This window comes from Salinispora goodfellowii, assembly GCF_059570675.1.
Genome location: NZ_JCANTD010000016.1, coordinates 106,612 through 119,605 on the forward strand (window position 1 = coordinate 106,612; position 12,994 = coordinate 119,605).

The following is a 12,994-nucleotide window of genomic DNA, read 5'->3' on the forward strand; positions in this document are numbered from 1 at the left end:
CCTCCGCAGTCTCAGGAAGCGCCGAGCTCGTTGTCGATGAAGGCGAAAATCTCGTCGTCGGTGGCCGCGTCGAGGCCGTCGCCGGCCACCGGTTCCCCGCCGCCGTCCGGGCCGCCGAACCTGGCCGCCAGGGCCAGCAGCCGGGCCACCGCCCGCCGGCGCACCGTCTCGTCCAGCCCGTCGACGGCGAGACCGCCGGCGACCCGGTCCAGGTCGTCGAGCAGGCCCGGGTCGGCGGGGCCGGTCGCCGCCAGCCGCCGGTCGAGTTCCGCGGCCAGCCGCACCGCTGTGGGATGGTCGAAGACCAGCGTGGAGGGCAGCCGCAGCGCGGTGGCGGCGGCCAGCCGGTTGCGCAGCTCGACCGCGGTGAGCGAGTCGAGGCCCTGGTCGGTGAGGCCGCGTTCCGGCTCGACCGCGGCGGCGTCGGGATAGCCGAGCGCGGCGGCGGCCTGTGCGCGGACGAGGTCGAGCATCGCCTCCGCCCGCCCGACCGGGTCGAGGCCGGCGAGCCGCCGGGCCAGTTCGCGCCCGTCCGGTGCGGACTCCCCGGCCCGGCGCGGCGCGGCCGGCACCAGGGCGCGCAGCAGCGGGGGCAGCTCCGCCCCGGCCAGCGCGCGCGGGTCCAGCGGGTTCAGCACGGCGTGCGGCAGGTCGGCGGCCAGCGCCCGGTCGAACAGGGCCAGCCCGTCGGCGGCCGTCATGCCGCCGCCGATGCGGGCGACGTCGCGGTCGTCGAGCTGCCCGGTCATCCCGGCGGAGACCGCCCAGAGACCCCACGCCATCGACTGGGCCGGCAGGCCCAGCCCGCGCCGGTGCGACGCGAGGCCGTCGAGGTAGCCGTTGGCCGCCGCGTAGTTGGCCTGCCCGGGCGCGCCGAACGTGGCCGCGACGGAGGAGAACAGCAGGAACCAGCGCAGGTCGAGGTGCGCGGTCAGCTCGTGCAGGTTCCGGGCGGCGTCCGCCTTGGGCCGCAGCACCCGCTCGACCCGCTCGGCGGTGAGGCCGCCCAGGACGCCGTCGTCGAGCACGCCCGCGCAGTGGATCACGCCGGTGAGCGGCGACGCGGCCGGCACCGCGGCGATGACGCGGCGCAGGTCGTCCCGGTCGCCGGCGTCGGCGGCGGCGAGCGTCACCCGGGCGCCGAGCGCTTCCAGCGTGGCCGCCAGGTCGCCGGCGCCGGGCGCGTCCGCGCCCCGCCGGCCGACCAGCACGAGATCGCGTACGCCGTAAGTCCGCACCACGTGCGCGGCGACCAGCGCGCCCAGCGCCCCGGTGCCGCCGGTGATCAGGACGGTGCCCGGGAACGGCTCCGGCTCGCTCGGCGCCGGCGCCGGCGCCCGCACCAGCCGGGGCACGGCGACCGTGCCGGCGCGTACCGCGAGCTGCGGCTCGCCGCCGGCCGCCGCCGCGACGACGGCGGCCCAGGAGGCGGGGTCGTCGTCGGTGTCGACGAGCACGATCCGGTCGGGGTGCTCGGTCTGGGCGCTGCGGACCAGACCCCAGACCGCCGCGGCGTCCGCATCGGTCACCGGGCCGCCGGCCGGCACCGCCAGCCGGGTGAGCAGCACCAGCCGCGACGGCCGGGCCGGCTCGTCGGCCAGCCAGCGCTGGGCCAGGCCGAGGACGTCGGTGACCGACGTCGCCGGCACCAGCACGAGGTCCGCCACCGCGGCCGGCTCGTCGACCACGGGCAGGCCGAGCCGCTCGGCGGTCGCCGCGTCGCCCACCACGACGGCGGTCGGCGCGGGGTCGTCCGGGCTCGCCGGGGCGGGGATCCAGTCCACCGTGAAGAACGCGTTCGCCGGCCCGTCCGTGTCGGCCGGGAGGGCGGCCGGGCGCAGGGCCAGCGCGTCGATGGTCGCGACCGGCTGACCGGCGTCGTCGGCCACCCGCACCGCGACGGTGTCGGTGCCGGCCGGGGAGAGCCGGACCCGGGCGGCGGTGGCCCCGATCGCGTGCACGGTGACGCCGGAGAAGGTGAACGGCAGCCACGGCCGGTCGGTGTCGGCGACGAAGCTGCCGAGCCCGATGCCGTGCAGCGCGGCGTCGAGCAGCGGCGGGAAGATCGCGTAGCGGCCGGCTTCCGGGTCGGTCGTCTCGACCTCGGCGTAGACGTCGGCGCCGGACCGCCAGGCCCGCCGCAGGCCCTGGAAGACGGGGCCGTAGTCGAGTCCGTTGGCACCGGCCGCGGCGTACAGTCCGCCGACGTCGACCGCCTGGGCGCCGGCCGGCGGCCAGGCGGTGAGGTCGAACGCCGGCGCCGCGCCCGCGCCGGGGCTGACGACACCCGTCGCGTGCGTGGTCCAGTCGGTCGCGCCGTCGGCCTTCGCCGCGATGACGACGCGCCGCTCCCCCGCGGAGTCCGGCTCGGCGGCCCGGACCTGGAGGTCCACCGCGCCGCCGGCCGGCACCACGAGCGGCGACGCGAGCGTCAGCTCGCGGACCGCGCCGCGGCCGGCGTGCACCGCCAGCTCGACGAACGCGGTGCCCGGCACGACGATCCGGCCGAGCACGACATGGTCGGCGAGCCACGGGTGGGTGTCGACGGACAGCCGGCCGGTGTAGACGTCGCCGTCGCCGCCGGCGAGCCGCACGCAGGCGGCGAGCATCCGGTGGCCGCCGCCGGTCAGACCGGCGGCGGTGACGTCGCCGGCCCCGGTGGCCGCCGGCCAGTACCGCTCGCGCTGGAACGGGTACGTCGGCAGCGGCACGGTGCGCCCGCCCCGGCCGTCGAGCACCGCGGCCCAGTCGACGGCGGCCCCGGAGACGAACAGCCGGCCGACGGCGTCCAGCGCGGTCGCGGCCTCGTCGCGGTTGCGCCGCATCCCGGGCGCGTAGAGCAGGTCGGGGGCGGTCTGCGGGGCCATCGTGGTGAGCACGCCGTGCGGGCCGACCTCCAGGCACCGCACCACGCCGTGCGCGGCGAGCCAGGCGACGCCGTCGGCGAACCGGACCGCCTCCCGGACGTGCCGCACCCAGTAGCCGGCGGTGTACTCCTCGACCGGCTCGCCGGTCAGGTTGGACACGACCGGGATCCGCGGCGCCCGGTAGGTGAGGTGCGCGATCGTGGCGGCGAACTCGGCGAGCATCGGCTCCATCAGCGAGGAGTGGAACGCGTGCGACACGGTCAGCCGGGTCGCGCGGGGGAACCGCGGCTCCAGCGCGTCGATCGCCTCGCTCGGCCCGGAGAGGACCACCGCGTTCGGTCCGTTGACCGCGGCGATGTCCACGGCGGTCGGCAGCGCGGCCCGGACGGCGGCCTCGGACGCGCGGACCGCGAGCATCGCGCCGCCGGCCGGGAGCGCCTGCATGAGCCGGCCGCGGGCGGCCACCAGGGTCACCGCGTCGTCCAGGTCGAGCACGCCGGCGACGTGGGCGGCGGCGATCTCCCCGATCGAGTGGCCGAGCAGGTAGTCGGGGGTCACGCCCCACGACTCGAACAGCCGGTAGAGCGCGACCTCGACCGCGAACAGCCCGGCCTGGGTGTGCACGGTCTGGTGGATCGCGTCGGAGTCGAGCGCGTCGCGAAGCCCGTCAAAGCGGGCCACGATCTCGTCGAACGCCTCGGCGAAGACCGGGAACCGGCTGGCCAGGCCGGCGCCCATGCCGGGCCACTGGGCGCCCTGCCCGGTGAACAGGACGGCGGTCCGGCCGGGGCCGGCCGGGGCGCCGGCGTCGTCACCGGCGGCGACGCGGGCCAGGGCGTCCGGCGCGGTGGCGGGCACCACGGCGCGGTGTTCGAGGACCGCGCGGGCGCTCGCCAGGGTGTGCCCCACGTCGACCGGCCGCAGGTCGGGGTGGGTGAGCAGGTGCTGGTGCAGCCGGCCGGCCTGGGCCCGCAGCGCGTCCGCGGTGCGGGCCGAGAGCACCCACGGCACCACGCTCGGGTCCGGTTCGACCGGCGGCGGGGCGGGCACCCGGGTGGGCGCCTCCTCCAGCACCACGTGGGCGTTGGTGCCGCTGATGCCGAAGGACGACACGGCCGCGCGGCGCGGGCGTCCGGGGCCGGCGGTCCACGTGACCGGCTCGGTCAGCAGGCGCAGCGCGTTGCCGGTCCAGTCGACGTGCGGTGAGGGCTGATCGGCGTGCAGCGTCCGGGGCAGGACGCCGTGCTGCATGGCCAGCACCATCTTGATGATCCCGGCGACGCCCGCGGCGCACTGCGTGTGGCCGATGTTCGACTTGATCGAGCCGAGCCACAGCGGTTGCCCGTCCCGGTCACCGCCGTACGCGGCGAGCAGCGCCTGCGCCTCGATCGGGTCGCCGAGGACGGTGCCGGTGCCGTGCGCCTCGACCACGTCCACGTCGGCCGGGGTCAGCCGGGCGTTCGCCAGCGCCTGCCCGATGACCCGCTGCTGAGACGGCCCGTTGGGGGCGGTCAACCCGTTGCTGGCCCCGTCGGAGTTCACCGCGCTGCCCCGCACCACCGCCAGCACCTGATGGCCGTGCCGCTGCGCGTCGGAGAGCTTCTCGACCAGCAGCACCCCGACACCCTCCGACCAGCCGGTGCCGTCGGCGTCGGCCGAGAACGGCTTGCACCGCCCGTCACCGGCCAGACCACCCTGACTGTCGAAGCTCGGGAAGATGCCCGCGCTCGCCATCACCGTGACGCCGCCGGCGATCGCCATCGTGCACTCGCCGCGACGCAGCGCCTGCGCGGCCAGGTGCAGCGTGACCGACGACGACGAGCAGGCCGTGTCCACGGTCAGCGCCGGCCCTTCCAGCCCGAACGTGTACGCCACCCGGCCGGAGATGATGCTGGGGGCGGTGCCGGTGAGCAGGTGGCCCTCGCTGCCGGCGGGCATCCCGCCGGTCATGCCGTAGCCGAACGTGGAGGCGCCGATGAAGACGCCCACCGGTGCGCCGCGCAGCGACCCGGGGTCCATGCCGGAGCGTTCGAACACCTCCCAGCACGCTTCGAGCAGCACCCGCTGCTGCGGGTCCATCGCGACCGCCTCGCGCGGGGAGACGCCGAACAGCCGGGCGTCGAAGTCGGTGGCCGCGTCGAGGAAGCCGCCCTGCCGCGCGTACCCGGCCGGGTCGGCCGGCCAGCCGCGGTCGGTGGGGAACGGGCCGATCGCGTCGGCGCCGTCGCGGAGCAGCTGCCAGAGCTCCTCGGGGCTGTTGGCCCCGCCGGGGAACCGGCAGCTCATGCCGACGATGGCGATCGGGTCGTCGTCGGTGGCGGCGCGGGCGCGGCGCGGCGCGGCGACGGCCGGCGCGCCGAGCAGTTCGGTGCGCAGGTAGCCGGCGAGCGCGTCCGGGGTGGGGTAGTCGAACACCAGCGTGGCGGGCAGTCGCAGCCCGGTCGCCGCGGTCAGCCGGTTGCGCAGCTCGACCGAGGTGAGCGAGTCGAAGCCGAGGTCCTTGAACGCCCGGGCGGGGGCCACCGCGTCGCCGGACTCGTGGCCGAGCACCCCAGCGGCGGCGGTGCACACCACATCGGTCAGCAGCCGGTCCCGGTCGGCGTCGGCGAGGCCGGCCAGTCGCCCGGCCAGGCCGGTGCCCGTGGCGCCGCCGTCGTCGGCTCGCCGGACCGGCGTGGTGACCAGCCTGCGCAGCAGCGGCGGCACCTGGCCCGAGGCCCGCACCGCGTCGAGGTCGAGCCGCGCCGGGACCACGTGCCCGTCCGGCAGCCGCCGGGCCGCGTCGAACAACGCCAGGCCCAGCTCGTCGGACATGCCGCCGCCCAGTCGCGCGGCCAGCTCACCGCCCATGCCGGCGGCGTTTGCCCACAACCCCCAGCCCAGCGACTGACCGACCAGCCCGAGCCCGCGACGGTACGACACGAAGCCGTCCAGGAACGCGTTCGCCGCCGCGTACGCCGCCTGGCCCGCCGACCCGAACACCGCCGACACCGACGAGAACACGGTGAACATCGCCAGGTCCCGGCCCCGCGTCAGCTCGTGCAGGTGCACCACCGCGTCGGCCTTGGGCGCCATCACCCCGGCCACCCGCTCGGCGGTCAGGCCGGTGAACACCCCGTCGTCCAGGACACCCGCGCAGTGCACGACACCGGCGAGGTCGTCGATGCCGTCGAGCACCGCCGCGAGCGCGTCGCGGTCGGTGACGTCCGCCGCGACGACCCGCACCCGGGCGTCCAACTCCGGGGCCGGGCCGCCGGAACGGCTGACCAGCACCAGATCGCGCACCCCGTGGGTCTCGACCAGGTGCGCGGCCAGCAGCGCGCCCAGGCCACCGGTGCCGCCGGTGATGAGCACCGTCCCGTCGATCGGGGCCGGCGTGGCGGTCCCCGGGGTGGCGCGCACCAGGCGCGGGACGAGGAACTCGCCGCCGCGTACCGCCACCTCGGGCTCGCCGAGGCCGACCGCCGTGACGACGGCCGGCGTGGCGGGATCGTCGTGGTCCACGTCGACGAGCACGATCCGGTCGGGGTTCTCGGTCTGCGCCGATCGCAGCAGGCCCCACACCGCGGCGCCCGGCAGGTCGGCGACCGGTCCGCCGGCCGGGACCGCGCCCCGGGTGACGACGGCCAGCGTGCCGGCCGGGTCGTCGGCGGCGAGCCAGCTCTGCACGGCGTGCAGGGCCTGGTCGACGTCCTGGACCGGCAGCACCACCACACCCTCGACGGCTTCGCCGGCGGGGGCGGGCAGCGGCGTCCACTCGACGTGGAACAGGGCGTCGCGTACGGCGCCGGTGGCGCCGGTGGACAGGTGTTCCGCCGACGCGCCGCGCAGCATCAGCCGGTCCACGGTGGCCACCGGCTCGCCGGTGCCGTCGGCGACCCGCAGGGTCACCGCGTCCGGCCCGGCCAGGCTCAGTGCGACGCGCAGCCGGGTGGCGGCGGTGGCGTGCAGGGTGACGCCGGACCAGGCGAACGGCAGGCGCGCGGTGCCGTCGGCCGGGAACAGCAGGGCGCAGCCGTGCAGGGCGGCGTCGAGCAGGGCGGGGTGCAGGTCGAACCGGGCGGCGTCGGGGTGCGCCTCGGCCGGCACCGCCACCTCGGCGTAGACCGTGTCGGCGGTACGCCACGCCGACCGTAGGCCCCGGAACACCGGGCCGTAGTCGAGCCCGGCGTCGGTGGCGAGGCGGTCGTAGAAGCCGTCCAGGTCGACCGGTCGCGCGCCGGCCGGGGGCCACTGCGCCAGGGTGGACGTCTGGTCCGCGCCGGCGTCGGTGAGCGCCCCGGAGGCGTGCAACGTCCACGGGCCGTCGGCGTCGTGCGCGGGGCGGGCGTGGATGCGCACGTCGCGTACGCCGTACCCGTCCGGCGCGGTCACCCGCACCTGCACCTCGGCGCCACCGGCCGGCAGGACCAGCGGCGCCTCGACGGTCAGCTCGTCGATCCGGCCGCCGCCGACCTGCCGCGCGGCCCGCAGGGCCAGCTCGACGAAGGCGGTGCCGGGGACGACCACGCGACCCCACACGGTGTGGTCGGCCAGCCACGGCTGGGCGGACGCGGCGAGGCGGCCGGTCAGCAGCACCTCGTCGGCGCCGGCCACCGGCACCGCGAGCCCGACCAGCGGGTGGTCGGTGGTGCTCAGGCCGGGCACCGCGACGGCGGCGCCGGGTGCGGCCTCGGGCCAGAAGCGGCGGCTCTGGAAGGCGTACGTGGGCAGTTCCAGTCGGGCCCGGGCGGGCAGGATCGCGGTCCAGTCGACAGGCACGCCGGCGGTCCACAGCGTCGCGACAGCGTGCAGGAGGTTGTCGGCCTCGTCGCGGTCCTTGCGCAGCGCCGGGACGTAGGTCAGCTCGGGCGCGGCCGTCGCGGACAGCACACCGGCCGGTCCGACCTCCAGGCAGCGGGTGACGTCGTTGGCGGCGAGCCAGGTCATCCCGTCGTGGAAGCGCACCGCCTCCCGCACGTGCCGCACCCAGTAGTCGGCGGTGTATTCCGGCACCGGCTCACCGGTCAGGTTCGACACCACCGGGATGCGCGGCGTTCCGAACTCGACGTGCGCGATGGCGGCCGCGAAGTCGGCCAGCATCGGCTCCATCAGCGCCGAGTGGAACGCGTGGGACACGGTGAGCCGGGTCGCCTTGGCGAACCGTGGCGCCAGCGCGTCGATCGTCTCGACCGGGCCGGAGACGACGATCGACGTCGGACCGTTCACGGCGGCGATGTCCACACCGGTGCCGGCGATGGTTTCCCGCACCGACTCCTCGGTCCCCTGCACCGCGAGCATCGCCCCACCGGCCGGCAGCGCCTGCATCAACCGGCCCCGCGCGGCCACGAGCGTCACCGCGTCGTCGAGCGACAGCACGCCCGCCACGTGCGCGGCGGCGATCTCCCCGATGGAGTGACCCAGCAGGTAGTCCGGGGTGATGCCCCACGACTCGATCAGCCGGAACAGGGCGACCTCGACCGCGAACAGACCCGCCTGCGTGTAGACCGTCCGGTGGATCGCGTCGGAATCGATCGCCTCGCGCAACGGCACGTCGAGGAGCTGGTCGAAACGCGCGCGGACGGCGTCGAACGCCTCCGCGAACACCGGGAACCGGGCGTACAGGCCGGTGCCCATCCCGACGCGCTGCGCGCCCTGACCGGTGAACAGCACCGCGAGGCCGCCCTCGGACGCCACGCCCGACACCGTCGGCGCCGGCAACCCGGCCAGGAAGTCCTCGCGGGTGCCGGCCAGCACGACCGCGCGGTGCTCCAGCGCGGCCCGCCCGGTCGCCAGGGACCAGGCCACCGCCGCCGGGTCCAGCTCCGGCTCGGCGGCCACGAAGTCGCGCAGCCGATGCACCTGACCGGCCAGCGCCGGCGCCGAGCGGGCCGAGATCAGCCACGGTTGGCGGCCCTGGACCGGCGGGACACCGAGCTGCGGGTCGGTGACCGCGGCCGGCTCCTCGATGATCACGTGTGCGTTGGTGCCGCTGATCCCGAACGACGACACCGCGCCGCGGCGGGGGTGGCCGTTCGGCTTCCAGGGCCGGGCCTCGGTCAGCAGCTCGACCGCGCCGGCACGCCAGTCGACGTGCGGGGTGCGCTCCTCGGCGTGCAGGGTGGGCGGCATCACGTCGTGCCGCATCGCCATGATCAGCTTGATGATCCCGGCGACGCCGGCGGCGGCCTGGCTGTGGCCGAGATTGGACTTGATCGAGCCGAGCCACAACGGTCGCTCCGCGCTCCGGCCCTGCCCGTAGGTGGCCAGTAGCGCCTGGGCCTCGATCGGGTCGCCGAGCTTGGTGCCGGTGCCGTGCGCCTCCACCACGTCGACGTCGCCGGTGGTGAGACCGGAGTTGGCGAGGGCCTGCCGGATGACCCGCTGCTGCGCGCCGCCGTTGGGCGCGGTGAGCCCGTTGCTGGCGCCGTCCTGATTGACCGCGCTGCCGCGCACCACGGCGAGGACCCGGTGACCGTTGCGTCGGGCGTCGCTGAGCCGTTCGACCACCAGCATGCCCACGCCCTCGGACCAGCCGGTGCCGTCCGCGCCGGCGCCGAAGGACTTGCACCGGCCGTCGAACGACAGGCCCTGCTGGCGGCTGAACTCCACGAACGTGTACGGGGTGGTCATCACGGTCACGCCGCCGACCAGCGCCAGGTCGCACTCGCCCTGCCGGAGCGCCTGCCCGGCCAGGTGCAGCGCGACGAGCGACGACGAGCAGGCCGTGTCGACGGTGACGGCCGGGCCTTCGAGGCCGAACGCGTAGGACAGCCGCCCGGACATGACGCTGGCGATGGTGCCGGTCGCGACGTAGCCCTCGGACTCGGCCGCGGACGCGGACAGCGTCGTGTAGTCCTGCCCGTTGGTGCCGACGAACACCCCGGTGGGCGTGCCGCTGAGTGACGTGGGGTCGACGCCCGCCCGCTCCAGCGCCTCCCAGGTGGTCTCCAGCAGCAGCCGCTGCTGCGGGTCCATCGCCAGCGCCTCGCGCGGTGAGATGCCGAACATGTCGGCGTCGAACGCCGACGCGTCGCGCAGGAAGCCGCCCTCCCGCACGTACGAGCTGCCGGCCCGGCTGCCGTCGGGGTCGAACAGCGCGTCCAGGTCCCATCCCCGGTCGGTGGGGAACGGCCCGACGGCGTCCGCGCCGTCGGCGACCAGCCGCCACAGGTCCTCGGGGCCGGTCACCCCGCCGGGGTACCGGCAGGCCATGCTCACGATGACGATCGGGTCGGTGGTGACGGCGGTGGCGGTGGGCACCGACGCGGCCGTGTCGGTGCCGCCGACGTGGGACTGGAGAAGGTCGGTGACCGCGGTGGCGGTGGGGTGGTCGAAGGCGAGGCTGGCCGGCAGCGCCAGCCCGGTCAGCGTCTGCAACCGGTCGCGCAGCTCGACCGCGGTCAGCGAGTCGATGCCGAGGTCCTTGAACGCCCGACCCGCCGGCACCCGGTCCACGTCGGCGTACCCGAGCACCTCCGCGACCGTGCGGCGGACCTGCCCGAGCACGGCACGGGAGCGTTCCGCCGGGCCGAGCGCGGCCAGTTCGCCGGCCCACCGGTTGGTGTCGGGTGCCGGCGCGGGCGGGGCCTCGTCGACGGGGAGCAGGTGGTGCAGCAGTGGGCTGGGTCGGGAGGCGGTGAACGCCGGCCCGAAGCGCGCCCAGTCGACGTCGGCGACGGTCACGCAACCGGCGTCGCCGTCGACCGCCTCGGCCAACGCCCGGATCGCCAGCGCCGGCGGCATCGGCCGCAGCCCGCGACGACGCAGGTAGTCCTCGGCGCCCTCCTCGGCGACCAGCATGCCGGCCTCGGCCCAGGGCCCCCAGGCCACGGCCGTGCCGGCCTTGCCCGCCGCCCGGCGGGTCTGCACCAACGCGTCGAGGAACGCGTTGCCGGCCGAGTACGCGGGCTGGCCACCGCTGCCCCAGACGCCGGAGATCGACGAGAAGACCACGAACAGGTCCAGCTCGGCGGTGAGCGCGTCCAGGTGTACCGCGCCGGCGACCTTGCCCCGGACGATCTCCGCGAACTCGTCAGCGGTGGTCTGCGAGAGCAGGCCCAGTCCGGCGACCCCGGCGGCGTGCACCACGCCCCGCAGGTCCGGGATCCCGGCCAACAGCTTTGCCACCTGCGCCCGGTCCGCGACGTCACACGCCACCACGTCCACCCGCGCCGGGGAAAGCTCCGCCACCAACTCGGCCACGCCCGGGGCATCCATCCCCCGCCGCGACGTCAGCACCAGCCGCGGCACGCCCCGCCCCACCAGCCACCGCGCCACCTGCGCACCGAGCGCGCCGGTGCCGCCGGTGACCAGCACCGTGCCGTCCCACGTACGCGGGGCCGGCGGTCGGGCCGGCGTCGGCGCGGACCGCAGCCGGCGGACGAACACGCCCGAGGCGCGTACCGCGACCTGGTCCTCACCGCCACCGAGGACGCCGGCCAACCGGCCGCCCTCGCGCTCGCCGAGGCCGGCCGGGACGTCGATCAGGCCGCCCCACAGCTCCGGCGACTCCAGCGCGGCGACCCGGCCCGCGCCCCACACCAGTGCGGCGGCCACGTCGTGCAGCGGGTCGGAGCGACCGACCGAGACCGCGCCCTGCGTGACGCACCACAGCCGGGCGGCGACGCCGCTGTCGCCGAGGGCCTGCACCACGGTCAGGAAGCCGTGCGGCACCACCGAGTCGGCGGGCTCGGCCAGCGACAGCAGGGAGAGGACGCCGGCCAGGCTTGCCAGGCCCGCGCCGATGGCGGCCAGCTCCTCAGCCAGGACCGCGCGGTCCAGGTCCTCGGGCATGACCGGGAGTTCGATGATGTCCAGGCCGGCGTCGCTCAGTGCGGACACCAGCGGGTCGGCGACGCCGTTGTGCGGGGTCAGCACGACCCAGGTGCCCGACGCGGGCCCGACCGGGTCGGCCACCGGCTGCCAGGTGACGTCGTAGCGCCAGGACGCGACCGCGCCGGCCGCGACCCGGTCGCGGCGCCATCCGGCGAGCGCGGCGCTCAGCGACGCCGGCACGTCGGTGTGCAGCAGGTCGTGGAGGCTCTCGCCCTCGACCGCCTGCCAGAACGCCGACTCGACCGGGTCCGCGGTCGTCGCCGCCGGCAGCTCGATCGGGGTCAGCCAGTAGCGGTCCCGCTGGAACGCGTAGGTGGGCAGGTCGACGCGGGGTGCGGCGGGCAGGATCGCGGTCCAGTCGACCGGCACGCCCACGGTCCACAGCTGGGCGACCGCGTGCAGCAGGCTGTCGGCCTCGTCCCGGTCCTTGCGCAGCGCGGGCGCATACCTGAGTTCCGGCGCGGTCAGGCGTGCCATCGCGGAGAGCACACCCGCCGGCCCGACCTCGACCGCCCGGGTCACGCCCTGCGACCGCAGCCACCGTACGCCGTCGGCGAAGCGCACCGCCTCCCGCACATGCCGCACCCAGTAGTCGCCGGTGTATTCCTCGACCGGCTCCCCGGTCAGGTTCGACACCACCGGAATGCGCGGCGGCGCGAACGCGATGTGCCCGATCGCCGCCGCGAACTCGGCCAGCATCGGCTCCATCAGCGCGGAGTGGAACGCGTGCGACACGGTGAGCCGGGTCGCCTTGGCGAAGCGCGGGGCCAGCTCGTCGATCTCGTGCCCCGGGCCGGAGATGACGATCGAGGTGGGGCCGTTGACCGCGGCGACGTCCACCCCGCCGGCCAGCATCGACCGCACCTCGGCCTCGGACGCCTGCACCGCCAGCATCGCCCCACCCGCCGGCAACGCCTGCATCAACCGGCCGCGCGCCGCCACCAACGTCACCGCGTCATCCAGCGACAGCACACCCGCCACATGCGCGGCGGCGACCTCACCGATCGAGTGACCCAACAGGTAGTCCGGGATGATGCCCCACGACTCGCACAGCCGGAACAACGCCACCTCGACCGCGAACAGGCCCGCCTGCGTGTAGACCGTCCGGTGAATCGCCTCGGACTCGATCGCCTCACGCAACGGCACGTCCAGGAGCTGATCGAAACGCGCGCAAATGGCGTCGAACGCCGCCGCGAACACCGGGAACCGGTCCGCCAACGGCAAACCCATCCCGGCACGCTGCGCACCCTGACCGGTGAACAGGAACGCCAGACCACCCTCGACCACCACACCCGACACCGCCGCCGCCC

The 12,994-nt window shown here is 76.2% G+C and carries 1 protein-coding gene; it reads right to left on the bottom strand.

What is annotated here, in order from left to right; translation table 11 throughout:
- Positions 1–11 precede the first annotated feature (11 nt).
- Positions 12–12,994 (bottom strand): SDR family NAD(P)-dependent oxidoreductase (locus T398_RS16280; RefSeq protein ID WP_496447903.1); only part of this gene is annotated, 12,983 nt, incomplete at its 5' end.